We start from the raw sequence: 24,687 nt of genomic DNA on the forward strand, positions 1-24,687 counted from the left end.
AGGTCAGGCGCCGGGCGGGGAGACGTAGCCGGAGATCAGCACGTTGTCGCGGCCGGAGCGGGCGGTGTCGGGGTCGATCACCTTCCGCGTCACCCTGCTGTCGACGTTGCCGCCGACGACGGTCAGCGTGCCGTCGGGGTGCACGGAGGTGATCACGTCGACGTGACCGCCGGTGGTGCCGTCCGGCGCGCCGTAGATGACCCAGTCACCGATCTTCGGGCTGCCGTGCGTGCTGCTGGAGCGGTACTTGAACAGGTCGTGGTCGACGCCCCACTTGCCGAGGGCACGCGCGATGAACGTGCCGCGCGGGACGCCGGAAACGCCCGCCGCGGACCAGGTCCAGGTCGCGAACATCGCGCACCAGTCGAGCGCGCCGCGGTCGCAGGCGTCGTTGTACTTGTCGCAGCTCGCCTCGCCGGTGCCGACCTCGCCCGTGGCGAGCGTGGCGATCTTCGAGCGCAGCGGCTTGACCGGGGTGGTGCTGGTGCAGCCGGCCGGGTCGGCCGAGAGCAGGTACTGCGTCCAGCCGCGCGAGGCGACCGGGTCGTTCAGGTGGTAGGCGATGTCCGTGCCGGAGCCGTCGGCCGGGTCGTCGTCCTCGTACCAGTACATGGCGCCGTCGGGGTTCTTGCCGTAGTACAGGCCGCCGCCGGGGGAGACGAGGTTTTCGAAGCTCTGCCAGCCGGCGTCGTCGAGCTGCGCGCGGGTGTAGGTGGTGCCGGTCTGGGAAACCGTGTAGCTGATCAGCTGCCCGTCGGCCGCGGTCGCGATGAGCCGGTCGTCCCCGGACGCCGAAAGCGTCTTGAGCGCGAACCCGCCGCTGCCGATCTCGCGGCGCTGGCCGATCTGGTTCGCGCCGGGCTTGGGCGCGGAAACGAGGTACTGCAGCAGGGAACCGCCGGACGTCGTGCCGTAGAGGTGCCCGTGGCCGTCGTAGGCCAGCAGGTTGTGGGTCCACCCGTGCTGGACGTCGATCGGGTCGTTGAACGTGAGGCTGCCGCTGTTGGTGACGACGTCGACGCGGTAGAGGACACCAGCCGGGGACGTCACCAGCAGCGTGTTGAAGTTCAGCGTGGCCAACGCCTTCGGGGTGAACCCGAGCGACTTCGAGGAGACGACGACGTGCGTGATGTTGCCGTTGTCCGGGTCGATCGTGGTGTAGGAGAGCCGGCCGTCGGGCAGCACGCCGTAGACCGAGACCCCACCGGCGCACGACGCGGCGGCGGACGCGGGAGCGGCGGTCAGCACGGTCGTGGTGAGGCCGCTCAGCAGGACGGAGAACGCCAGCAAAGCGGCGCGCATTCTGTTTCCGAACATGGGAAAACCCCTCATCGAATGGAAAGATTTGCGTCGGCCACGACCCGGGAAGGCGGCTCGACGCGGCAGAGCATATGAGGGTTTTCCGGGGCGCCGCATGAGCGAATCCGGCCGCTGGCCGCATGCGGACACGGCGACGTTCAGGAAACCGTCGCCGCGATCCTCAGTGCCTCTTCGACGGCGAACGCGCCTTCGAGCCGGTAGGTGACCGCGCCGCGCTGCCAGAGCAGCGACTGCGCCGAGAGCCGGGCGGTTTCGGTGCGCCACTGCCCGGTCCGGTCGACGTACATCAGCTCGTGCGGCCGGTCGATCCAGATCGCCGGTGCCCCGGCGACGCTCACCCGCCGGCCGCCGGACATGCCGAGGAACTTCTCGAAGACCGGCCCGAGCTGCCCGTCGAACTCGTCGATCCGGACCGTTCCGCCTTGGTACAGCAGCGAAACCACGCGCGTGGGGGCACCGGTGACCCGCACGTCGTCCGGTGGCCCGAGCGCCGCCGGGACCCCGATCGGGAACGCCGTCAGCCGACGCGCCTCGGCGAGCTCCACCGAGCGCTCGCCGGGCAGCAGGCCCTGGCCGCGTACCGGGGGACCGGGTTCGGTGCGCAGCTCGATCCCGGCAAACCGCAGCAGGTCGGTCACGGTCGCGCGCACGGCGGGGGAGAAGGTGACCGCCGCGGCGAACACCAGCAGCAGCGCCGCGGCGATGCCGGCCCAGCGCGGCACCACCGGACGCCGTCGCGGCCGGGCGGGCAGCCGGGCCAGGACGGCCTCGCGCACGTCGGGCGCCGGCGGCACCTCCAGGCGTTCGCCGAGGGCACGCAGTGCCGCGGCCAGCCGCGCGTCCTGGGGATCAGTCACCGACCGCCTCCTTGGCCGGTTCGGCCAGCAGCTCCCGCAGCCGGGCGAACGCGCGGTGCGCCCGCGACTTCACCGAGCCCCGCGGGCACCCGAGCACCTCCGCCGTCTCGCCTTCGGTGAGGTCGAGGAAGTACCGGCAGACCACGACGGCCCGGTTCTTCTCCGGCAGCGCCCGCACCGCGTCGAGCAACGCGGCACCGGCGGCGTCCGACAGCGCCTGTGCCGCCGGATCGCCGTCACCGACCGGTGCCAGGCTCGCCGCGCGCAGCTCGGTCGCGGCCCGCCGGCGCCGGGAGCGGACGAGGTTGTGCGTCTCGTTCGCGACGATCCGCAGCAGCCAGGCGCGGAACGAGGCACCACCGCGAAACGACGGCAGCGCCCGGAAAGCCTTCACGAACGCCTCCTGGACGACGTCTTCGGCCTCGTGCCCGGCGCCCAGCAGGCAGGCCGTCCGGTGGGCGAGCGCGGTGTACCGGTCGACCAGCGTCCCGTAGGCAGCGCTGTCGCCGTCGCGAATCCGGGCCACCACTTCGTCGTCGTCCGTCGCCCGCCCCTTCCCACCGGTGTTCCACCCTCCTCTACACCGGCCGCGGCCGCGAGGTTCCGCGGGAACCGGATCGCTTCCCGCGGTGTAGGGCGGGCATGAAACTGCGACTCCTTTCCGTGCTCGGCGCCGTCCTGGTGGCCATGCTGGTGCCGGCACCCGGCGCGCGGGCGGGCAACTGGGCGGTGACCTACCCCGACCCGCTGCCGGACACGTTCCGGGCCGGTCAGCCCTACACCGTCGGGTATTGGGTGCTGCAGCACGGTTCCCACGTCACCGACGGGGAGCTGGGCGTGACGGCGCTCGTCTTCACGCCCGAGCAGGGCGGGCCCGTGGTGTTCCCCGGGGTCGCCCTGCGCGAACCCGCGCACTACGCGACCGCGGTCGTCCTGCCCCACGACGGGGTGTGGCGGGTGTCGGCGCGGCAGGGCATCTTCGCCGACTACGAAATCGGCACGCTGACGGTGCCCGGTCGGCTGGCGGTCCAGCCACCCCCGGCCCCGATGGCCTGGGCCGAAAAGCAGCCGTGGGGCGCGATCCGGCCCCCGATCGCCCCGAACGACGGCCGCACCGTGCCGATCCGGACGTTCGCGCCGACTGCGGTGGCGGCCACGCCGGAGGCACCGGCGTCGCTCGGGGCCGTGCTGGCCGTGGCCGGCCTCGTCGTCGCCGGGGGAGCCGTGCTGCTGGTGGGCGGCCGCCGCGTGCGGCGACGGCTGCGCAAGGACGCTCGGTCGCGGATTCGAACGTCATGAACGACTCTTTCATGACGTCCCACGTCATGAAAGAGTCGTTCATGGCATCCGCTCCAGCAGCGTGTTCGACGACCGGACGAACGAGTCGGCGCAGCCGCACGAACCCCGGGTCGTCAGCCGGGTGGGCAGGGTGTGCAGCCCGCTCGGGCGCGGTTCGTCGCCGAGGGCGCCCACGAGCAGCTCGGCCGCCAGCTTGCCCATCTCGAAGATCGGCTGCTCGGCCGTGGTGAGACCGGGACTGGTGTAGGCCGCGTACTCGATGCCGTCGAACGAGGCGACCGCGAGATCGTCCGGGACCCGCAGGCCGTGGTCGGTGGCGGCGCGCAGGAGGCCGAGCGCGGCGAGGTCGCTGGTGACGAACAACGCGGTCGGCGCGTGCGGCCCGGCCAGCAGCGCTGCGAGCGCCTCGTAGCCGGCCCGGCCGCCGAACGGGCGGCGCAGCACCGGCAGCGCGGTGAGGCCGGCCTCGGCCAGCGCGCGCTGGTACCCGGCCACGCGGTCGCGGGAGGTCGAGACGTCCGGACCGCTCAGGCAGGCGATCCGCGTGTGGCCGTGCCCGATGAGGTGCGCGACGACCTCGCGCGCCCCGTCGACCGCGTCGGCCACGACGGTCGGCACGTCCCCGTCGCCGAACGACCGGTCGACGAACACCACCGGCGTCGGGATCTTCGCGTACTCCGCGCGCAGCGCGGGACCCGTCGTCGACGGGATCGCCAGCACGCCCTCCACCTGCCGGTCCAGGAACGCGCGCAGGTAACCGAGTTCGCGCGTCTCGTCGTCGGCGGCATTGCCGACCAGCAGCGGGTAGCCGAACCGGTGCGCCGTCTCCTCGACCGCGCGGGCGAGCAGCGCGAAGTAGGGGTTCGCGCTGTCGGGGATGACCAGCCCGAGCGCGTGGCCCTTCGCCATCCGCAGGGACCGGGCCACCGTGTTGGGCCGGTAGCCGAGCTCGTCGATCGCGGCGAGGATCCGCTCGCGGGTTTCCGGGGCGACGCGCCGGGGCCCGTCGTTGAGCACGTAGCTGACCAGCGCCGGAGACGTCCCCGCCCGCCGGGCGACGTCCGCCCGCGTCACCGCCATCCGAGAAACTCCGTTCTTCAGCCCGAGTCTTGACAAGCAGTGTGCCAGAGCACAGGATGCCTCATCAACACGAGTTGACGGCGCCTCAGCCCGTGTTCGCACTCAAGAATCAACACGTGTTGATTCGCTCTGACCAGGGAGAACACTCATGGGAAGCTGGAACCTTCGCCGCATCGTCGCGGTGACGGTCGCGGCCGCCGCGGTCGCCGGGATGACCACGGCCTGCGGCCGCGGTGGTGACGACGCCAAGCAGGCGAGCGGTCCGAAGATCGCCATCGTCACCCGCAACTTCACCAACCCGTACTGGGCCGCACTGCGCGACGGCGCGCTGGCCGAGGGCAAGCAGCGCGGCGTCGAGGTCAACGTGCAGGCCGGCACGTCCGAGACCGACGCCGACGGCGAGAACGCGAAGATCTCCACCCTGGCCGGCCAGGGCTACGACTGCTTCGGCGTCGTCCCGGTCAACGCGAGCAACGTGATCACCCCGCTCGTGCCGGTGGCGCGCGCGAAGAAGACGATCCTCAACCTCGACTCGCAGATCGACCCGGCCGCCTCGAGCGCGGCGGGCGTCTCGTACGCGTCGTTCATCGGCTCCGACAACGTCGCGGCGGGCACGCTGGCCGGGCAGAAGATGCTGACCGCGCTCGGCGGCACCGGCAAGGTCGTGATCCTGCAGGGCATCGCCGGCGAGCAGAACGGCATCAACCGCGAAAAGGGCTTCACCGAGGCGACCGGCGGCAAGCTCGACATCGTCCAGCGCGCACCGGCCGACTACGAGCAGGACAAGGCGCTGCAGGTCACCGAGGCGATCCTCAAGGCCCACCCGGACATCACCGGCATCTTCGCCGCGAACGACACCATGGGGCTCGGCGCCGTCCAGGCGATCAAGAACGCCGGCCTGGCCGGCAAGATCAAGGTCATCTCGGTCGACGGCATCAAGGACGCCCTCGCGTCGGTCAAGAGCGGCGACCTCTACGGCACGATCACCCAGTACCCGTACGCCGAAGGCCAGCTCGCCGTGCAGGCCTGCATCGCGGCGCACTCCGGCAAGCCGATCCCGCAGCGCGTGGTCGCCCCGATCGCCTTCATCGACAACGCGGTCGTCGACCAGCAGCTCGCTTCGTTCCCGAAGCCGTTCGCGCCGTTCGACAACCCGCTCGCCGCGCTGGTCGCCGGATGACGGCGACGGCGGCCCGGCCGCGTTCGTTCGACCTCGCCCGCGCGGCCGACTACGCCGCACCCGGAGCGCTGGTCGTGGTGTGGGTCGCGTTCTTCATCGCGACCCCGCACTTCCTGACTCTCAGCAACATCGGCGACCTGCTGGTCGCCTCGTCCATCCTGGCCGTGCTGGCCCTGGGCCAGCAGTTCGCCGTCGTGGTGGCCGGGATCGACCTGTCGGTGGGCGCGAACCTGCCGTGGGCGGCCGCGCTGCTCGGCGCGACCGCGACCGCCGGTGTCCCGCTGGGCCTGGCGATCCTCATCGCGATCGCGGGCAGCGTCGTCGTCGGCCTCGTCAACGGGTTCCTCGTCGGCTACCTGAAGATGACCGACTTCATCGTCACACTCGGCTCGCTGAGCGTGGTCAGCGGCATCACCCTGCTGCTGACCGAGGGCAACACGGTCGCGGTGTCCTCGTCGTTCCTGCAGGCGATCGCGCTGGACGGGATCGGGCCGGTGCGCTGGTTCTGGCTGATCGCGCTGGCCGCCGCGGTGCTGGTGTGGTTCACGCTGTTCCGCACCCGCGCCGGCACGCACCTGCTCGCCGTCGGCGGCGGCTCCGACGCGGCGCTGGGCTCCGGCATCCCGGTGCGGCGGGTGCGCCTGGCCGCCTACGCGGCGTCCGGCCTGCTCTGCGGCGTGGCCGGGGTGATGCTGGTGGCCCGCAACGGCGGCGCGGACCCGTCGCTGCAGACCAACTACCTGCTCAGCTCGATCGCCGCGGTGGTGCTCGGCGGGTCGTCGCTGTTCGGCGGGAAGGCCTCGGTCGTCGGCTCGGTGACCGGCGCGGTGCTGCTGACCAGCCTGGTCAACGGCTTCACGATCATCGGCATCTCCCAGTACTTCCAGACGATCGCCGTCGGCGCGGTGGTGCTGCTCGCGGCCCTGCTCGCCCGGTTCCGGAAGTGAGGCGGCACATGACAGAGACGAAGTACCTGATCGAGGCCCGCGACCTGGTGAAGTCGTTCGACGCCGTGCGGGCGCTCGACGGGCTGACGGCGGGCTTCGCCGAGGGCGAGGTCACCGCGATCGTCGGCGACAACGGCGCCGGCAAGTCCACGCTCGTGCGCTGCCTCACCGGCGTGCACCCGCCCACCGAGGGGCAGCTGCTCTTCCGCGGCGAGCCGATCCGGCTCGCCTCGCCCCAGGCGGCGCGCGACCTCGGCATCGAGACGGTCTACCAGGACCTCGGCCTGATCGACGACCTCGCGGTGTGGCAGAACCTCTTCCTCAACCGCGAGCTGCTGCGGCCGATCCCGCTGCTGGGCGTGCTCGACCGGCCGCGGATGATCCGGGAAAGCCGGGACATCCTCGGCGGGCTCGACGTCAACGTGCCGTCGGTGCGCACGACGGTCCGGCGCATGTCCGGCGGGCAGCGGCAGAGCATCGCCATCGCCCGCGCGGTCACCTGGGGCAAGTCGATGGTGATCATGGACGAGCCGACGGCGGCGCTCGGCGTCCGCGAAACGGCGGCGGTGGAGAAGCTGATCCTGTCGCTGCGCGACCGCGGCGTCACCGTGCTCATCATCAGCCACGACCTCGAGCAGGTGATGCGGGTGGCCGACACCGTCGTGGTCCTGCGCCGCGGGCGGGCGGTCGCGCGCCGTCCGGTCGCCGACGTCACGGGCGACCAGCTGGTCGGCCTGATCACCGGAACCCTTTCGGAGGCCGCGTGAAACGCACCGGCCTGATCAACGGGCAGCTCACCCGGGCGCTCGCGCAGCTGCGGCACACCGACCTGTTCGCCGTCAGCGACTCGGGCCTGCCGGTGCCCGACGGTGTCGAGGTGATCGACCTCGGCGTCGTCTACGGCACGCCGGACTTCTTCACGGTCCTGCGGCCGCTGCTGGCCGAGGTGACGGTCGAGGCGGCGTGGGCGTCGGAGGACGTCGTGGCTGCCAACCCGGACGTCCACCGGGCCCTCGGCGAACTCGTCGAGCCGGAGCTGCTGCCGCACGCGGAGTTCAAGGACCGGCTCGGGCAGTGCCGCTTCGTGGTCCGCACCGGGGACGCGACGCCGTACGCCAACGTCCTGCTGCGGGCGGGGGTGGCGTGGTGACCGGAGCCGTCGTGGTGGTCGGCGCGGTGAACGTCGACCACGTCGTCGTCACCGGCCGGCTGCCGCGCGCCGGCGAGACGGTGGTCGGGCCCGCGATGGTGCGCCACGGCGGCGGGAAGGGGGCGAACGCCGCGGTCGCGGCCGCCCGCTTCGGCGCGCCCGTCCGGCTGATCGGCGCGGTCGGCACCGACGACGTCGCCGCGGGCGCGCTGGCCGAGCTCGCGGAAGCCGGGGTCGACGTCGCGTTCGTCGAACGGCTCCCCGAGGTGCCCACCGGGGCCGCGGTGATCGTCGTCGACGCCGCGGGCGAGAACCAGATCGCCGTCGGGGCCGGCGCGAACGCCCACGTCGACCCCGACCGGGTCCGGGCCTCGCTGCGGGCGGCTCTCCCGTCGTGCGGCTGCGTGCTCGTCAGCACCGAGATCCCGGAGGCGGCGGTCGCCGCGGCCGTCGAGGAGGCCACCGCGGCCGGGGTGTGCTGCGTGCTCAACCCCGCCCCGGTCGTCCCGGTCGTCGCGGACCTGCTGCGGCACGGCCCGATCCTCACCCCGAACGGGGGCGAGGCCGCCGAACTCGCCCCCGATCTCGCGACGCTCGCCGCGCGGTCCGGGGCACCGGTGGTGGTCACGCTCGGCGGCGACGGCGTCCGCTACGCGCTGCCGGGCCGACCGCCGGTCGAGGTCGCTCCACACCGGACGACGGTGGTCGACACGACCGGCGCCGGCGACACGTTCAACGGCGTGCTCGCCGCCCGCCTCGCGGCCGGCGACCCGCTGGACCGGGCGGTCCGGACGGCGAACGTCGCGGCCGCGCTGTCGGTGACGGCACCCGGCGCCCGCGCGGGCGGGCCGACTCCGGCCGAAGTGGCGGCGGCGCTCGTGCCCGCCCGGCGGTGACGGCTCAGGAAACCCTTTGCACCCGGCAGGTAGCACGCTGCGGTGGCCGGAAACGGCGTGGTTTCCTGCCACCGCGGTTACGCCGATCGGGTCAGCCACGGTGGCCCGGTTTCCCTTTGTATCTGAAGCAAAGCTCATCGCCCCTTTAGCAATGAGCTCAGGCAGAGGGAGATGGCAATGGGTCGCCCCGAACGCCCGCTGGATCCCACCGCCGGGCCGGTCGCCGCCTTCGCTCACGAGCTGCGGGTGCTGCGGAACCGGGCGGGCAACGCCGGCTACCGGGAACTCGCCAGGACAGCGCACTTCGCCCCGTCGGTGCTGTCCACCGCGGCCAGCGGGCGGCGGCTGCCGACCCTGGCCGTGACACTGGCGTTCGTGTCCGCGTGCGGTGGTGACCGCGGGGCGTGGGAACAGCGCTGGTGGAGCGTCGCCCAGGAGGCACGCACGAAAGCCGTGCGGCCGGCCCAGCTCCCGCCCGGCTCGAGAACCTTCGTCGGGCGTGCACCCGAACTCGCGGCCGCCGCCGCGGCGATCGAGGCGGGCGGGCCGGGGAGAGCGCCGGTCCTCGTCACCGGTCCGATCGGGACCGGCAAAGCCGCCTTCGCGGTGCGGCTGGCCGAAGAGGTCGCCGCGGCCTTCCCGGACGGGCAGCTCTGCGCCGACCTGGGCGGCACCGGGCCGGGTGGCCGGTCGACCGACGACATCGTGCGGGGCTTCCTGCGGGCGCTGGGCGTGCCGGCCTCCGCCGTGCCCGACGACCCGGTGCACCGGATCGACCTGTACCGGTCGCTGCTGGCCGAACACCGGCTGTTCGTGCTGCTGACCGGCGCCGGCACCGAGGCACAGGTGCGCCCGCTGCTCGGCCGGACGGCGCGCAGCCAGGTCGTGGTGACCAGCCGCGCGCGGCTGCCCGCCCTGGAGGACGCGCACCGGGTGGAGCTGGCCGCCTTCCCCCGCGCGGATTCGGTGGCGTTGCTCGGGCGGCTCGCCGGCACGCACCGGATCCACGCCGAGCACTCGGCCGCGGACGCGATCGCCGCGCTGTGCGGGGATCTCCCGCTGGCCGTCAGCGTCATCGGGCGCCGGATCGCGGTCCGGCCGGAATGGACGATCGCCGCCACCGCCGCCCGGCTCGCCGGCCGCGAACGGCTGCTGGACAGCCTCGGCGTCGGGGACGTCACCGTCCGCGACCGGTTCACCGCGGCGTACGAGGGGCTTTCCGCCGCGGCGCGGGCGGCCGTCCGCCAGTTCGGCTCGGACGCCGCGACTCCGGCCGCCGTCGCCGCGGCGCTGGGCGTGGCCACCGAGACCGCCGAAGAGCTCCTTGAGTCCATTGTGGACGCCGGGTTGCTCCGGCGCGCCGACGTCGCCGGCCGCTACCCGATCCCCGCGCTGGTCAGGGCCTTCGCCGCGGAGCGGTGAGCTGGCCGAGATTCCCGGATCGGCGGGAAGAGTTCCCCTACCCACCGGGAACCGGCCGAACCTAGCCTTTGCGCATCGGGCCGACGGCGCTCACCGTCCGTTGTGGACACACGGTGCCGCCGGCCGTCGCGAGTTCGTGACCACGGAGGTGACTGTGCGACCGACCAAGGAGGTGGCCGGGTGACCGGCAGTACGCGGACCGGCGTCTTCGCCGTGCTGCGGGCGACCCCCGCCCCGGTCAGATACCTGCTGGCCGGCATGCTGGTCAACCAGCTGGGCGCGTTCGTCCAGACGTTCCTGGTGCTGTACCTGACGTTCCGGGGCAGCTCGCCCGGCTTCGCCGGGGTCTGCCTCGCCGCCTACAGCGTGGGCGCGATCTTCGGCGCCATGCTGGGCGGCGAGCTGACCCACCGGTTCGGCGGCCGGACGACGATCGTCGCGGTGATGACGTGCGCGGCCCCGCTCGTCGCGTCGATCCCGCTGGTCCGGGGCGTGCCCGCGGCGCTGCTCGCGGTGGTCGCGCTGTCCGGCCTGGCCATCCAGGCGTACCGGCCGGCGGCCGCGGTGCTGCTGGCCGAGTCCATGCCGGAAGAGCACAAGGTCATGGGCTTCTCGATGATGCGCATCGCGCTGAACATCGGCGCCGCCGTGGCCCCGCTGCTGGCCGCCCTGCTCATCCTGGTGAACTGGGACCTGCTGTTCTGGCTGGACGGCGCGACCGCGGCGCTGTGGGCGCTGCTGGCGTTCACCCTGCTCCCACGGCAGTCCGGCGCCGGCCACCGGACCGAGCCCGACGGCGGCCCGGCGAAGACCGCGAGCGCCCGGGCGGTCTACGGGACGATGCTCCGCGACACCCGCTTCCTCTGCTACCTGGTCGCCGGCGTGTTCGGCATGATGGTCTACGCCGGATCGGTCGCGGTGCTGCCGCTGAACATCGTCTCCGCCGGCTACCCGGTCGGGCTGTACAGCACGGTGCTGGTGATCTCCTCGGTCGTGCTGATCACCTGCGAACTGAAGATCACCACCTACATCGTCCGCATCCCGAAGTACGTCGCCGGGTTGGCAGGCAACCTCGTCAGCGCGCTCGGGTTCACCCTCTACGGCCTGCTCGCGCAGCACCCGTTCTTCGTGCTCGCCGGGGCGCTCTTCGCGGTGTCCGGGCTGATGATCCACGGGCCGAGCACGGCCGCGCACCCGGCCACCTTCCCGGTGCGGGTGCGCAGCCGCTACATCGCGACGAAGGAAACGCTGTCCGGCCTGGCCGCGACGATCGGCCCGGTGCTGGGGCTGTTCGTCTTCACCCGAGCGGGCGGCCCGGTGTTCTGGGGCTGCTGCGCGCTGCTGTCGGTCGCGGCCGGCTCGATGCACATCTACGGGCTCCGGACGCCGCCGGTGCCGGCCCCCGTCCCCGAACCGGAAGCCGTGGGAGAGCGATCATGACCGAACCCGAGGGCGTGCTGCTGGTCATCGGCAGCGGGCTGCGGACCTACCGCGAGTACCTGGTCGAGTCGATCCACCGGTGCGCCCGCCGGGCCGGGCTCGGCCTGGTGCTGCTGAACAACCTCAAGCCCACCTGGCAGCGCGGCTACTTCGACGAGATCGTCCACGTCGACGTGTTCGACGCCGGCGAAATGCTCGCCGCCGCCCGCGAGGTCGCCGCCCGCCACCGGGTCGTCGGCCTGATGTGCTGGGACGAACCCGTCGTCCTCGCCGCGGGCGAGCTCGCCGCCGAACTGGGCGTGCCCGGCCTGAGCGTGCCCGGGGTCCGCGGCTGCCGGGACAAGAACCGCACCCGGACCGTGCTGACCGCCGAAGGCCTGCTGCAGCCGGGGTACGCCCTCACCACCGGCCTCGACGAGGCCCGCGCGGCGGCCGCCCGGATCGGCTACCCGGTCGTGCTCAAGCCGCGGGCCATGGGCGCGAGCATCGGCGTGGTGTTCGCCGGCGACGAGTCCGAGCTGGACGCCGCCTTCGCCGTCGCGATGGGCGCGGCCACGGTCGACCAGAGCCGCTACGGCGGCGCCGCGATCGTCGAGGGCTTCGTCCGCGGGCCGGAGATCAGCATCGACGCCGCCGTGCACAAAGGTGAGTACCTGCCGATGTTCGTCGCCCGCAAGCACACCGGCGACCCGCCGTACTTCGAAGAGGTCGGCCACGTCGTCGACGCCGGCGACCCGCTGCTGCACGACCCGCAGCTGCTCGACGTCCTGGCCCGCGCGCACCGCGCGCTCGGCGTCGAAGACGGCATCACCCACACCGAGGTCCGGCTGACCGACCGCGGCCCGCTGATCATCGAGGTCAACGGACGGCTCGGCGGCGACCTGATCCCGTTCCTCGGCAAGACGGCCACCGGCATCGACCCCGGCGAGGTCCTGTTCGCCGTCGCCACCGGCCACCGGCCGGCCATCACCCCGACCCGGCACGCGGTCGCCGGCATCCGGTTCGGCTACCCGGACCACGACTGCCTGGTCCACGAGATCACCGTCCCGGACAACGCACCCGGTCTGGTCCTCGCGGCACCGATGATCGACCGGGGGACCACCCTGCGCCTGCCACCCGGCGGCTACCTGGCCCGGCACTCGTTCGTGGTGTGCGCGGCCGACGACCCCGTCACCTGCGGCCGGCGACTGGACGCCGCCGCCGCCTCGGTGCGGGTCGACGCCGATCCGGTCGACCCACCAGAACCCGGTACCGCCTTCGAAATGCCCGCCGGGCTGCTCGACGTCGACGAACACGAGGGAGTTTCCGCATGACCATGACCGAGCCCGCCCGCACCGATGTGCCGCTGACCGGCGCGCAGATCCTCGAGAACGCGAAGGCGCTCGCGCCGGTCCTGCGCGAACGCGCCGCGGAGATCGAGGCGAACCGGAGCCTGCCCGACGACGTGGTGCAGCTGCTGCGCGACGCCGGCGTCTTCCGCATCGGGTTCAGCCGGGAATGGGGCGGCCCCGAGATGACGTCGATGGAGCAGACCGAGGTGATCGAAGCGCTGTCCTACGGCGACGCGTCCGTGGGCTGGTGCGCCAAGCTCGGCTCCGACATCGGCCTGCACGCGAACTTCCTCGACCAGGACGAAGCCCGCCGGATGTTCACCAGCATCGACATGCACTCGGCCGGGGTGCTCCCGGTGACCGGGCACGCCGAGCGGGTGCCCGGCGGCTACCGGCTCACCGGCCGGTGGGGGTTCGGCAGCGGCTCGACCCACGCCGACTGGGTGGCCTCCGGCGCGATGGTGTTCGAGAACGGCGAACCCTACGCCAGCCCCGACGGCAGCAACCCGCACGAGTCGCGGCTGTTCATGGTGCCGCAGGAGGACATCCGCTCGCTCGACAACTGGTACACCCTCGGCCTGTGCGGCTCCGGCAGCAGCGACTACACGATCACCGACGTGTTCGTGCCGGAGAACCACACCCTGACGTTCGACAACCCGAAGGTCCCGAACGGGCCGCTCGTGCAGCCGGACGTGATCCAGCGCAGCATGTGCGGCGCCCCGCTCGGCGTCGCGCGGGCCGCCCTGGACTACGTCCGCGACCTCACCATCGAGCGCGTCGACATGCTCAAGGGCTCGCCGTGGCGGATGAGCGGCCTCGCCTGGAAGGACAACGAGCACATCCAGATCACCCTGGCCGAGTGCGAAGCCGACTACAGCACGACCCGGGCCGGGGTGTACCGGGCGCTGGAGCGGCAGTGGGAGGTCACCGCCGACGGCATCGGCACGCTCGACGACCTCACCCCCGACGAGCGGGTCGCGCCGGCCTTGACCGGCTGGCAGGCGTTCCAGATGGCCAAGCGCGTCGTGCTGCGGCTGTGCGACCTGCTCGGCACGGCGGCGATCCGGTCCGGCGACCCGATGAACCGGTGGCTGCGGGACGCGGTGACCATGGCCATGCACCCGACCGCGCGCGACCGCGTCACCCAGACCGTGGGGGCGCACCTGGTCGGCGCGAAGCCGTCGATGCGGTTCATGCTCGGCATCGTCGACAAGCCCAAGACCGAGACCGATGCCTGAGCGGCCCGTCCTGGTCGTCGGGTTCGTGACGCCGGTGCTGCTGGCCCTCACCGGCGTCGAGCCCGACGGCTCGGTCGTCCTCGTCGAAGAGCCGGACGTGGTCCGCAAGCGCGACCTGCGCGCGAAGCTGGCCGGGTCCGCGCTGGTCCGCGAGCTCGTCGAGTGGGAGCACACCCGGCCCGGCGCGGCCGACGAGTTCCACGCCGCCCACCCGGACCTGGACCCGGTCGCGGTCATCCCGCTGATCGAGTACGCAACCCCGTTCGCCGCCCGGCTCGCCGAACGCTACGGCGTGCCGGGCGCGGGCCTCGGTGCCGCGCTGGTCCTGCGGGACAAGGCCGTGCTGCGCCGGGTCAGCGCGGCCGCCGGCCTGGCCAACCCGGAGAGCGTCACCGTGACGAGCCCGGCGGACGTGCGGGCGTTCCAGCGCGCGCACCCGGGCCCGGTGGTGCTCAAGCCGGCGAACCGGCAGGCCGCGGTGGGCACCCAGATCGTGCACGACCCCGCCGACGTCGAGCAGGCGTGGGCGAACTGCCTGGAGCAGGACGAGGGCATCTTCGTCCCGGACCGGCCGATGGAGCTGCGGATGCTGGCCGAGCGGTACGTGCCCGGCGCCGAATACAGCGTCGAGATGCTCGTGCGCGGCGGGGAGCAGCTGTTCGCCAACGTCACCGGCAAGCAGCTCTACCCGGGCCCGCGGCCGGTCGAGCTGGCCCACATCGTGCCCGCCGACATCCCGGACGAGCTCACGTCGACGCTGGCGGGCGTGACCCGCCGGCTCCTCGCGGCGGTCGGGTTCGCCGACGGGATCGTGCACTGCGAGTGGATCGTCGGCGACGACGGCGTCCCGTACCTCGTGGAGTGCGCGGGCCGGATCGCCGGGGACGGCATCATGGAGATCATCGACCACGCCTACCCGGTCAAGCTGCTGCGGGCGTACTTCGCCGTGATGCGCGGCGAAACCCCGCCGCCGCTGCCCACCCGGGCGACCGGTGGCGCGGCGGTGCGGTTCGTCCCCATGGAGCCCGGCGTGATCGGCGCCGTGGCAGGCCTCGAGGAGGCCCGCCGGGTGGCGGGCGTGTTCCTGGTCGACCTCCAGGTCGGCCCGGGGCACCGGTTCGCCGGCCTGCGCAGCTCGTGGGACCGCGCGGGCCTGGTGATGGCCGAGGCGGACAGCCCGGCCGAGGCGCTGCAGCGCGCCGAGAAGGCCGCGGGCCTGGTGCGGATCGAGACGCGCCCGGAGTAGTTGTTCGCTGCCAAGGAAAGAGGCCTTCGCCGATGGTCCGGCGAAGGCCTCTTTCGCGTGGGCGGATCAGCGGCGGAGCCGGCGGCCCACCCCGACGGCGGCGGCCGAGAGGGCGGCCACGCCGAGCGTCTGCAGGATGCGGTGCTGCCGGCTCGCCCGGTGCTGGGCCTGCAGGTACGGGATGGTCGTGTTGGTGACCATCGCGTGCAGCGGCATCCAGCGGTGGCGCAGCAGCTTCTCCAGAACCGTGTCGCACGCCCGTTCCAGGCGGACGCCGGGGGACCGCACGGTGTCGCGCAGCTCGGCGAAGTTGCGGTGGGACATGGCGGCGAGGGCGTCGGTGTTCGGCTTGCGGCGGGCGTAGTACCGGCCCAGCGCCGCCGCCGGGTCGGCGGGGTGACGGGCGAGGCTGTCGGTCAGCTCGAGCGCGTCCTCGAAGGCCGAGTTCATGCCCTGGGCCAGGAACGGGTAGACGGCGTGGCAGGCGTCGCCGATCAGCGCCACCTTGCCCTCGTGGGTCCACGGCGCGGTGCTGACCGTGACGAGGTTGAACGTGGGCCGGTTCAGGAACTCCTCGGCGAGGCCGGGGACCAGCGCCAGGACGTCGGGGAATTCGCGGCGGAACAACGTCTCCACGTCCGCGGTGGTGCGCAGCGCGTCGAAGCCGGTCGGGCCGTGGAACGGCAGGACGCACGAACAGGTGAAGGACCCGTCGCGGTTGGGGTGGGCGAACATCATCGTGTCGCCGCGCGGCCACAGGTGGAAGACGTCGTCGGCCATCCGGTGGGTGCCGTCGGCGGCGGCCGGGATGTGCAGCTCGCGCCAGCCCCACTCGAGGTAGCTCTGCGAGAACTCCGCGCGCAGCTCGTGGTGCATGAACCGGCGCACGGCGGAGAACGCGCCGTCCGCACCCACCACGACGTCCGGCCGCACTTTGAACGTCTGCCCGTCCGGGGCCTCGAAGGTCGCCGACGGCAGTTCCCGGTCCACACCGGTGCACCGCGTGTCGAACACGAACCGCACGCCGGGTTCCCGCAGGGCCGCGTCGACCAGCAGCGCGCTGAGGTCCCGGCGCTGGATGGCGAGGATGCCACCGTCGCCGTAGGACGAGAAGCGCAGGCTCGCGTCGGTGTTGTGCAGCAGCCGCCCGCGCATCGGCACGACGAGCCGCCGCACCTCGTCCGCCAGCCCGAGGCGGTCCAGCGCCGCCAGGCCGCGCCGGGACAGGCCGAGGTTCATGGACGTCACCGCGACGGACGTCCCGCGCGGGTCCGGCCGGCGGTCGTACACGGTCACGACGTGTCCCTGCCGGCCGAGCGAGAGCGCGAGGAACGCGCCGGCCATGCCGGCCCCCACGATCGTGAACTCCACTACGCACACTCCTTGTCGTTGACTCGGCCGAGAATTTCCCGGGCGACGAGCGGGGCGGCGCCGAACCCGGAGCCGCCGCAGGCGGAGCGGGCCCACACCGACGGGTGCAGGCGGGCGAGCACGGGACCACCGGTGCCGGCGTCGGCCGCGTAGTGGCAGTCCTTGGTCCCGGCCACGACGTAGTCCTCGGCACCGGCGAGGATCGGCTCGGCGAGCAGCCGGCGGGCCCACGGTCCGGGGTCGTCGGCGTCCGCGGTGGTCGCGACCTCCCGGCACACGGCGTCCGAACTGATCTTGAGCAGGGTGCCGTCGCCGGGCGGCAGCAGCCAGGCACTGCGTTCGGCCCCGATCCGGCCCACGCCGGGAGCCGTCGCCCACCACTTGGTCAGGTGCGACGGCGGCCGCAGGTAGACCATGGTCTGCCGGTGCAGCACGACGGGCGGCCCGGCCAGGTCCCTGGTCCACGGCCCACCGGCGAGCAGCACCACGTCCGCCTGGAGTTCTTCGCCGTCGGCGAGGACCGAGTGGTCTTGGACGCCGGTGACGGCGCACCCCGGCCGCAGGGTCACGCCGGGGTGCGCGGCGAGCCAGCCGACGGCCGCGCGGAGGAACCGATCGGCCAGCAGCACGGCGCCACCGGGATCGAAAACGCCGCTGGTTCCGTCGGGGAACAGCACCGGCGGCAGGGCCTCCGGCGCGACGGCGGTGGCCGGAACGTCCGCCTGGCGGGCGGTGTCGAAGGCCCGCGCGAGTTCGTCCGGCGTACCGGCGGTGACGACACCGACGGGCCGGACGAAGTCCGTTCGCAGCAGGGATTCCAGCTCCGCCCACCGGCGGCGGGCCTCGGCCATCCGCGCGGTGCCGTCGACGTCGTCCGGGCGCAGGACCCGCAGGGCCCGGTGCTGGTCGGACGACGTCGACGCGGGGTTCGGGACGGCACCGCGGTCGAGCACGGTCACGCGGTGCCCGGCCCTGGCGCACCCGATCGCGGTGACGAGCCCGGTGACGCCGGCCCCGACGACGGCGACCGCGGCCATCAGCGCGCCGTCGCCCCGGCCGGTCCCGTGCGCCCCAATGTGGCGTTGGTTGCGTTGGACGCACCGAACGCCACATTGGGTGCGTTGGACGCACCGAACGCCACATTGGGTGCGTTGGACGCACCGAACGCCACATTGGGTGCGTTGGACGCACCGAACGCCACATTGGGGCGCTTGGGCGGGGCCGTGACGGACAGCCGCGGCAGGCGCTTCGGTGTCACCGTGTCCGCGTCCGGATGGCCCGGCAGCATCGTGTCCGGCAGGGCCGCGGCCGCGAGGTCGATCAGGATCGGCGCCGCGCACCGCAGGAACACCTCCACCTGGTGGCACAGGTCGCCCGCCGTCCCCTCGGTCACGGACGAAGCCAGCCGGTCGAGGCGGCCGAGCTGCTCGGCCAACGTCGACGCCGCCGCCGTCAGGCTGAACCGCGGCAGCTCGTAGGCGTCGGCGAACCGCTCCACCATCCGCTTCGCCGTCCGGCGGGCCTCCGCCGACACCGGCAGCGGACCGCGGTCCACCCAGCGGTCGACCGCCGCCGCGACCCGGTTCCACGGGCCCGTCAGCCGCGTTTCGCCCACCCGTGCCAGAGCTTCGCGGGTGAAGTCCGTGCGCTGGTACTCCGGGCTCGTCGCACACAGGTGGAACCGGATCAGGTCGCGCGGCACCTCGGTCGCCAGCTCCCGCCCGGACACCACGTGCCCGCGGCTGGTGGAGAACTTCTCGCTGGCCAGCTCGTAGAACTCGTTGGTCAGGTACTGCGCCGGCAGCACGTGCTCGCCGAGCGCGGTGAGCAGCGCCGTGCCCACGATCGCGAACGGGTAGGTCGCGTCCAGGCCGAGGAAGTACACCACCGTCGTGCCGGCGCCGGACCGCCAGAGCTCGTCGTCGGAGCTCAGCACCGCGCCGCGCCGCTCGGCGCCCAGCGCCGTGGTGAACATGCTCCACGGCATGCCCTCCATGTGCGCGTAGAACACCTGCCCCGCCACCTCCGGGAACGGCGCCGGGATGCCCCACGACGCCGGCTGCGTGATCGGGAAGTCCGGCAGCGGCCGCGCCAGCGCGGACCCGATCAGCCGGGCCATGCCGGGCCGCATCGGCGTCCGGGCGAAGTACTCCTCCAGCTGCGCGCGGTACCGCTCGACCGGGAACACGAGGATGTCCACCTCGCGGATCTCCAGCGGCTCGTCCGGCCGCGCGGTCGAGCGCGGGCCGATCAGGTCGCCCGGGGCGATCGGCAGCCCGCAGCTCTCGCAGATCCCGGCGCACCCCTCGGCGAGGCAGAACGGGCACCCGCCGGTGACGTAGGCGTCCATCAGGTACTCGCCCGTGCTGCGCAGGTACGGGAACGCCACCGTCCGCAGCTCCAGCAGGCCGCGCCGGTGCAGCCGCTCGTAGAACCCGGTGACCAGCGCGGTGAACCGGTCGCCGAGGCAGCCGAACCCGTCGATCTCGACGCCCATCGCGGCGAAGGTCCGCAGCACCTGCTCGGACGAGCGCTCCCGCAGGTCCTCCGGGGCGACGCCGAGGCGCTCGGCGGCGGCGACGACGTAGTTCTGCGTGAAGTGCATCCCGGTGCCGTACAGCGCTTCCCGGCCGGTCGCGCGGGCGTAGCGGGTGCAGACGTCGGCGGCCAGGAACGGACCCGCGAGGTGGCCCAGGTGCAGGTCCCCGTTCGCCGTCGGCGCGGGCGAAATCACCACGAGGCGGTCCATCAGACGGCCTCGCGCTCGCCGCCGCCGCGGCGGGCGAGCAGGTCGTCGACGATGTCGTGGGACCGGTGGGCCAGCACGCTGATCAGCGAGTCGGCGATGCCGTGCGTGGCCTCGTTGACGCCCTGCAGGTACACCGCGCCCCACGCGGACTCGCCGAGGTCGACGCGGTAGCAGCGGCTGACCGAGATCTCCGCCAGCCCGACGTGCTTGGCCAGGTCGCGCACCAGCGCGGGCATCCGGTTGTCGAAGCCGGTGCCCAGCAGCACCAGGTCGCAGTGCAGCGGCTCCACCTTGCCGCTGGTGCGGTCACGCAGGTCGAGCACGACCTCGTCGCCGTCGACCCGCGCGCCCACCACCTCGGTCAGCGTCCGCACCTCCGAACGCTGCTGCCCGATGCCGCGCTGCTGGTAGAGCGTCGTGTACATGTGGTCGAGGAACGGCGGGGCCGCGCCGGCGTAGTTGGTCAGCCGCATCTCGTCCAGCACCTGCTGGCGGACCTCGGGCGGGCTGTCGTAGAACCGGTCGACGAACGACGGGAAGAACAGCTCGTTGACGAACTTGCTCGTCTGGTAGTTCTGCGGCCCCACGGACCGCACGATCATCGTGCGGGTGCTGTTGGGCAGGTTGTCGTGCAGGGCCATGAACATCTCCGCGGCGCTCTGCGCCCCGCCCACGACGACGGCGCGCAGCGGCGCGTCGGCGGGCAGCTGGGCGATCCGGCGGCGGTACTGGGCGCTGTGGATGAGCCGGTCGGCGGGCAGGCCGGCGAAGACGTCCGGCACGTGCGTGTCCCGCCCGCCGCCGACGACCAGGTCGCGGCAGCGGATGGTGTCCCCGTCGGCGAGGGTGGCGATCCAGCCGACGATCGAGCCGTCGTCGTCGCGCGCGGGTTCGACGCTCCGGACTTTCGCGTCGTACCGGATGCGGACCTGCTCCAGTGACTTCGCGACCCACTGCAGGTAGTCGGAGAACTCCCACCGGAACGGGTGGAACGTCCCCAGGTTGACGAACTCGTCGAGTCGCTGCTGGTCGTGCAGGAAGTTGAGGAACGAGAACCTGCTGCGCGGGTTGCGCAGGGTCACCAGGTCCTTGAGGAAGGAGACCTGGCTGCGCGCCCACGGCATCAGCAGGTCGCGTTGCCACTTGATGTCCGGGCCCTGCTCCAGCAGCAGTGTCTGCCGGGCGAGTTCCGGGTGCCCGGACTCCTCGACGGCCACCGCGAGCGCGAGGTTCGCCGGTCCGGCTCCGATCGCGAGCAAACCCACCTGTACTTCGGTCACAGATACACTCCGATTCTGGGAATAGGTCGGCGTGCCGCGTGCCGCCGCCAGCGATCGTAAGGAGCCCGCTTTCCCGGGTGGTAGGGAAAATTTTCCCCGCCGCCGGGGAATCTTGCCGGGTCGCCGCCGCCCCTCGGTTGCGCCGATCGGAGTGATCGCGGCGAATTGATTGCGATCAAGAACATTGATTGCGATCAATTATCCCTAACGAAGCCACTCAGCCGTCCGATACGAAAGGTGTACACGTGCTTCCACCGGGAGGAGCCGATCGGAACGGATCGGCAGCGGTCGACGTAGGGGGAACGATGAGTCAGGCCACCGATTTCGGCAACACCGTTCGGCTGTGGCCGGCCGAACACCTGGACCCCGCGCCGGTGACCGTGCTGCTCGCCGACCCGCAGCCGTCGGTGCGCCACTGGGTGCGGGCCGCGCTGGAGCGCGCCGGCGGGGTGTACGTGGTCGGCGAGGCGGCCACGGCGAACGGGGTGCTCGCGGAGACCGCCCGGCACCGGCTGGACGTGCTGGTCGTGGATCCGCTGCTCGGCGGATCGGGGCCGGGCGACGTGATCGGCCGGGTTTCCCTGGTGTCACCGGGAACGAAGGTCCTCGTGCTGAGTTCGGCCGACGACGACACCGCCGTCCGGACGGCGATCCACGCCGGCGCGCGCGGGTACCTGGTCAAGGGTGCCGACGCCGAGCAGCTCGTGCGCGGGGTGCGGGTCGTGGCCGCGGGCGAGGCGATCGTCGGCCGGGCGATCGCCGCCCGGTTCAGCGCATTGGTGCGGGGCGGAGGTCCCGAGCCGTATCCCTTTCCGCAATTGACGACCCGGGAACGGCAGGTGCTCGACCGCATCGCCGCCGGCCGGTCGAACGCGGTGATCGCGCGCGATCTCGGGCTCGCGTCCAAGACCATCAGCAATCGCGTGTCGGCAATTTTCACGAAACTCGGAGTAGCCGATCGGGCACAGGCGATAGTGCTGGCTCGCGACGCGGGACTCGGCCGCGGGGAATTCACCGGCGATCGGGAACAGTTCCCCTATCGCCGGGAAACCGGCCCGACCTAGCGTCGGTCGGCGTCGGACGCCCGACCGCCGGACCGCGCTGATCGGAGTGGGATGTGACTGAACAGGACCTTGCCCTCGTGGACATCCGCAGGCTGGAGCCCGAGCACCTGACGCGGGCGTACGGCCTCGACATGAAGCTGCTCTACCCGTGGGACGGGCTCACCGCGCCGTTCCGCGGGGCCTGGTGCGTGCTGCGCCCTGGCGACGCGTCGGTGGCACACGCACACCACGAGCACGAGATCTTCATCGGCATGGCCGGGCGCGCCGAAGTTGTCACAGGTGACCGGCGGCACGCGTTCGCGGCCGGGGACATCGTCTTCCTGAAGCCGGGCATCGAGCACCACCTCGTCAACGACCCCGCCCACGGCGAAGACTTCTCCTACTACGCGATCTGGTGGGACCGGGAGATGTCGGCCGAGTTCGCCGCCCACGACGCCGGTGAGGCGGGGCCGGCGTGATCGACTACGACGGGCGGAAGTTCCGCAAGGCCGGCGCCGAGGCCGTGGCCGTGTACCGGCAGGAGGACGACGTCGTCTGGGCGGAGTTCGCCGGGGGAGAGGTGCGGCGCGGCGCGCTCGCCGGCACCCAGCGGGAGGACGGCGTCCTCCACCTCGGCTACACGGTGGTGCTGGCCACCGGCGAGGTGATCTGCGGGCACACGGTGAACACCCCGGAGGTCGCCGAAGACGGCAGGCTGCGGCTGCGCGAGGTGTGGGAGCGCTACGGCCCGCACGCCGCCACCGGCGTCTCCTACCTCGACGAGGTGAGCTAGTGTCCCGGCGCCCCTCCGACGCGGACTGGCGACGTCTCGAGCGCGCGGTGACCGGCCGCGTGCGCCGGCCCGGCGAGGCCGGGTTCCGCGCCGCGAGTTCGCCGTTCAACAAGCGGTTCGCCGGGATCACCCCGGCCGGCGTGGTGTCCGTGGCCGGCGCCGCGGACGTGCAGCGCGCCATCGCCTGGGCGCGCGACACCGGCGTCGACGTCGTCGCCCGCGGCGGCGGGCACAGCTTCGCCGGTCATTCGGCAGGCACCGGCCTCGTCCTCGACCTCGGCGCGCTGAACACGGTGACGGCCGACGGCGCCACCGGGCTCGTGACGGCCGGGGGCGGCGCGCTGATGACGGACGTCTACGCCGCCATCGAACCCTGCGAGATGGCCTTCGCACTGGGCAACAGCGCCACCGTCGGCATCGGCGGGCTCACCCTCGGCGGCGGGTGCGGGGCCACGTCCCGTGTGTACGGGCTGACCGCCGACGCGCTCGTCGCGACCACGATCGTCACCGCGGACGGGCAGCTGCGGCACTGCGACGCCGAGAATGACGCCGACCTGTTCTGGGCGTGCCGCGGCGGGGGCGGCGGGAACTTCGGCGTCAACGTGTCCTTCACCTTCCAGGCGCGGCCGGTGACCGACTGCGCCACCTACGTACTGCTGTGGGACGGCGCGGACGCGGCCAAGGTCTTCTCCGTCCTGCAGGACACCGTGCGGCTCGCCCCGGACGAGTTCGCGGCCCGGATCGGCGTCAGCAAGGCCGGTGGGGACACGATCGTGTCGGCCATCGGGCAGCACCTCGGGCCGGCCGCGGACCTGCGGGAGATCCTCGACCCGGTGCTGTCGGTCGCGCCGCCGGTCCGCGCGGTCATCGAGGACCGGACCTTCTGGCAGGCCAAGGACGACCTCCGGCACGAGACCGCCGAGGGCGCGTTCGCGGCCCGCACGAACATCGTCACCCGGCCGTTGCCCGACGAGGCGATCGCCACGATGCTCGGCTTCGTCGAACGCCGTCCCGGCAGCGGCAACCCCGACGGCGGCGGCGCCGCCCTGTTCTCCTGGGGCGGGGCGATCAACCGCGTGGGCGCGACGGACACCGCCTTCGTCCACCGCGACACGATGTTCCTGCTGGCCATGGACACCTCGTGGGCCACGGACGACGACCCGGCCGTGGTCGAGGCCAACCTCCGCTGGCTGGCGGACCTGGGGGAGGCGATGGCGCCGTACGTGTCCGCCGGCGCCTTCCAGAACTTCACCGACCCGGACCTCGCGGACTGGCGCACCGCCTACTACGGCGTCAACTACCCGCGGCTGGCGCGGATCAAGGAGCAGGTCGATCCGGACGGGGTCTTCACCTTCGCGCAAAGCATCGGCTCATGATCGGCGACGACAAGGTGCACATCTGGACGGCGGCCGAGGTCACGGCCGGCGCCGTCCCGGCCGAGCACCTCCCGCACCTGCGCGAGATCCTCGCCTGGGCGTGGCGGTACCTGGTGTCCCCGCACCCGGACCTCGGCCGGAAGGGCCCGGTGTGCCCGTACACCCAGCCGTCGCTCCACAAAGGACTCTTCCACCTGGCCGCGCTGAGCGCCGCGCCCGGCGACGTCGACGTCCACGCCGCGGTCGGGAGCCTGCGCACGTGGTACGAGCGGCTCTCGGCAGGCATCGCGCCGGAGCACCGGGAACTGCTGACGATCCTGCTCGTGCTGCCGCAGCTGGACCGCCACGACGCCACCCCGCTGGACGACCTGCAGCGCGAGGCCAAGGACGGGTTCGTCGCCGACGGGCTGATGATCGGGCAGTTCCACCCGGTGTGCGACCAGCCCGGCCTGTGGAACGACGGCTTCAAGGCGCTGCGCGCGCCGGTGCCGCTGCTGGCCGTGCGCAAGCTGGTCGTGTTCGACCTGCCGTTCCTGATGGGCAGCACCGCGCACGCCGAGAGCTACTTCCGGCGGTTCGCCCCGGACATCCCGCCCCGCATCCGCGCGCAGCTGGTCAAGCGGCTGGTGGGCACCGAGAAGTCGTTGCAGACGGCCTGAGCACCCCAGG

General features: G+C 72.8%; 24 protein-coding genes. 16 read left to right on the forward strand and 8 right to left on the reverse strand.

Annotated features, from left to right (window positions below; genetic code table 11):
- Positions 1–3: 3 nt before the first annotated feature.
- From BLW76_RS25415 to BLW76_RS25425, 3 genes are all read right to left on the reverse strand, one after another.
- Positions 4–1,317, reverse strand: a complete 1,314-nt coding sequence (locus BLW76_RS25415; RefSeq protein ID WP_167384733.1) for a tachylectin-related carbohydrate-binding protein — start codon at positions 1,315–1,317, stop codon at positions 4–6.
- Positions 1,318–1,457: 140 nt separating this feature from the next.
- Positions 1,458–2,177, reverse strand: a complete 720-nt coding sequence (locus BLW76_RS25420) for a hypothetical protein (protein ID WP_091311640.1) — start codon at positions 2,175–2,177, stop codon at positions 1,458–1,460.
- Complete coding sequence (locus tag BLW76_RS25425; protein ID WP_208613378.1) at positions 2,170–2,703, reverse strand: RNA polymerase sigma factor; 534 nt, start codon at positions 2,701–2,703, stop codon at positions 2,170–2,172. Before BLW76_RS25425 ends, BLW76_RS25420 begins: the two co-directional genes overlap by 8 nt.
- Positions 2,704–2,819: 116 nt before the next feature.
- On the opposite strand from BLW76_RS25425, the gene BLW76_RS25430 reads away from it, so the two are divergent.
- Positions 2,820–3,476: a hypothetical protein gene (locus BLW76_RS25430; protein WP_091311645.1), complete on the forward strand. Its 657-nt coding sequence runs from the start codon at positions 2,820–2,822 to the stop codon at positions 3,474–3,476.
- A gap of 39 nt (positions 3,477–3,515) precedes the next feature.
- Here the strand turns inward: BLW76_RS25430 and BLW76_RS25435 are convergent, their stop codons facing one another.
- Entirely contained in the window at positions 3,516–4,556 is a 1,041-nt protein-coding gene (locus tag BLW76_RS25435) for a LacI family DNA-binding transcriptional regulator (RefSeq protein WP_091311647.1), read from the reverse strand.
- 148 nt (positions 4,557–4,704) lie between these two features.
- Between BLW76_RS25435 and BLW76_RS25440 the strand changes: the two genes are divergently transcribed.
- The 10 genes from BLW76_RS25440 (at position 4,705) to BLW76_RS25485 (ending at position 15,406) form a co-directional block, all read left to right on the forward strand.
- Positions 4,705–5,736 (forward strand): sugar ABC transporter substrate-binding protein, encoded by a 1,032-nt coding sequence (locus BLW76_RS25440; RefSeq protein ID WP_091311649.1) that lies wholly within the window; start codon positions 4,705–4,707, stop codon positions 5,734–5,736.
- Positions 5,733–6,683: an ABC transporter permease gene (locus BLW76_RS25445; protein ID WP_091311651.1), complete on the forward strand. Its 951-nt coding sequence runs from the start codon at positions 5,733–5,735 to the stop codon at positions 6,681–6,683. Before BLW76_RS25440 ends, BLW76_RS25445 begins: the two co-directional genes overlap by 4 nt.
- Positions 6,684–6,691: 8 nt before the next feature.
- On the forward strand, positions 6,692–7,450 hold the full coding sequence (locus BLW76_RS25450; protein WP_091311654.1) for an ATP-binding cassette domain-containing protein: 759 nt from the start codon (positions 6,692–6,694) through the stop codon (positions 7,448–7,450).
- Positions 7,447–7,833 carry a D-ribose pyranase gene (gene rbsD, locus BLW76_RS25455; protein ID WP_091311656.1) on the forward strand — a complete coding sequence of 129 codons (387 nt, stop codon included), beginning with the start codon at positions 7,447–7,449 and terminating at the stop codon, positions 7,831–7,833. The genes BLW76_RS25450 and rbsD overlap by 4 nt, the downstream gene beginning before the upstream one ends.
- The gene (locus BLW76_RS25460) at positions 7,830–8,729 is read left to right on the forward strand and encodes a PfkB family carbohydrate kinase (protein WP_091311658.1); all 900 of its coding nucleotides are present in this window, start codon (positions 7,830–7,832) and stop codon (positions 8,727–8,729) included. The genes rbsD and BLW76_RS25460 overlap by 4 nt, the downstream gene beginning before the upstream one ends.
- Positions 8,730–8,906: 177 nt before the next feature.
- Entirely contained in the window at positions 8,907–10,151 is a 1,245-nt protein-coding gene (locus BLW76_RS25465) for an ATP-binding protein (protein WP_244170301.1), read from the forward strand.
- A gap of 180 nt (positions 10,152–10,331) precedes the next feature.
- Positions 10,332–11,591 (forward strand): MFS transporter, encoded by a 1,260-nt coding sequence (locus BLW76_RS25470; protein WP_091311660.1) that lies wholly within the window; start codon positions 10,332–10,334, stop codon positions 11,589–11,591.
- Entirely contained in the window at positions 11,588–12,904 is a 1,317-nt protein-coding gene (locus BLW76_RS25475; protein ID WP_091311662.1) for an ATP-grasp domain-containing protein, read from the forward strand. Before BLW76_RS25470 ends, BLW76_RS25475 begins: the two co-directional genes overlap by 4 nt.
- Positions 12,901–14,160: an acyl-CoA dehydrogenase family protein gene (locus BLW76_RS25480; protein WP_091311664.1), complete on the forward strand. Its 1,260-nt coding sequence runs from the start codon at positions 12,901–12,903 to the stop codon at positions 14,158–14,160. The genes BLW76_RS25475 and BLW76_RS25480 overlap by 4 nt, the downstream gene beginning before the upstream one ends.
- Positions 14,153–15,406 carry an ATP-grasp domain-containing protein gene (locus tag BLW76_RS25485; protein WP_091311666.1) on the forward strand — a complete coding sequence of 418 codons (1,254 nt, stop codon included), beginning with the start codon at positions 14,153–14,155 and terminating at the stop codon, positions 15,404–15,406. The genes BLW76_RS25480 and BLW76_RS25485 overlap by 8 nt, the downstream gene beginning before the upstream one ends.
- A gap of 66 nt (positions 15,407–15,472) precedes the next feature.
- Here the strand turns inward: BLW76_RS25485 and BLW76_RS25490 are convergent, their stop codons facing one another.
- Genes BLW76_RS25490 through BLW76_RS25505 form a run of 4 tightly spaced genes read right to left on the reverse strand, consistent with a single transcriptional unit; the run spans position 15,473 to position 20,806 of the window.
- Positions 15,473–16,777, reverse strand: coding sequence for an FAD-dependent oxidoreductase (locus BLW76_RS25490; RefSeq protein WP_091311668.1), 1,305 nt, complete (start codon positions 16,775–16,777; stop codon positions 15,473–15,475).
- Positions 16,777–17,814 (reverse strand): NAD(P)/FAD-dependent oxidoreductase, encoded by a 1,038-nt coding sequence (locus BLW76_RS25495; protein WP_091311671.1) that lies wholly within the window; start codon positions 17,812–17,814, stop codon positions 16,777–16,779. The genes BLW76_RS25490 and BLW76_RS25495 overlap by 1 nt, the downstream gene beginning before the upstream one ends.
- Complete coding sequence (locus BLW76_RS25500; RefSeq protein ID WP_244170302.1) at positions 17,814–19,526, reverse strand: class I tRNA ligase family protein; 1,713 nt, start codon at positions 19,524–19,526, stop codon at positions 17,814–17,816. The genes BLW76_RS25495 and BLW76_RS25500 overlap by 1 nt, the downstream gene beginning before the upstream one ends.
- Positions 19,526–20,806, reverse strand: coding sequence for a SidA/IucD/PvdA family monooxygenase (locus BLW76_RS25505; protein ID WP_091311674.1), 1,281 nt, complete (start codon positions 20,804–20,806; stop codon positions 19,526–19,528). Before BLW76_RS25505 ends, BLW76_RS25500 begins: the two co-directional genes overlap by 1 nt.
- A gap of 305 nt (positions 20,807–21,111) precedes the next feature.
- Between BLW76_RS25505 and BLW76_RS25510 the strand changes: the two genes are divergently transcribed.
- Genes BLW76_RS25510 through BLW76_RS25530 form a run of 5 tightly spaced genes read left to right on the forward strand, consistent with a single transcriptional unit; the run spans position 21,112 to position 24,677 of the window.
- Entirely contained in the window at positions 21,112–21,870 is a 759-nt protein-coding gene (locus tag BLW76_RS25510; RefSeq protein ID WP_091311676.1) for a LuxR C-terminal-related transcriptional regulator, read from the forward strand.
- Between the two features lie 53 nt (positions 21,871–21,923).
- Entirely contained in the window at positions 21,924–22,328 is a 405-nt protein-coding gene (locus BLW76_RS25515; protein WP_208613379.1) for a cupin domain-containing protein, read from the forward strand.
- The gene (locus BLW76_RS25520; protein WP_091311682.1) at positions 22,325–22,642 is read left to right on the forward strand and encodes an avidin-fold protein; all 318 of its coding nucleotides are present in this window, start codon (positions 22,325–22,327) and stop codon (positions 22,640–22,642) included. Before BLW76_RS25515 ends, BLW76_RS25520 begins: the two co-directional genes overlap by 4 nt.
- Complete coding sequence (locus BLW76_RS25525; protein ID WP_091311686.1) at positions 22,642–24,018, forward strand: FAD-binding oxidoreductase; 1,377 nt, start codon at positions 22,642–22,644, stop codon at positions 24,016–24,018. Before BLW76_RS25520 ends, BLW76_RS25525 begins: the two co-directional genes overlap by 1 nt.
- Complete coding sequence (locus BLW76_RS25530) at positions 24,015–24,677, forward strand: DUF6875 domain-containing protein (RefSeq protein ID WP_091311688.1); 663 nt, start codon at positions 24,015–24,017, stop codon at positions 24,675–24,677. Before BLW76_RS25525 ends, BLW76_RS25530 begins: the two co-directional genes overlap by 4 nt.
- The last annotated feature ends 10 nt before the right edge of the window (positions 24,678–24,687 follow it).

It is taken from the genome of Amycolatopsis tolypomycina (assembly GCF_900105945.1).
GTDB lineage: Bacteria > Actinomycetota > Actinomycetes > Mycobacteriales > Pseudonocardiaceae > Amycolatopsis > Amycolatopsis tolypomycina.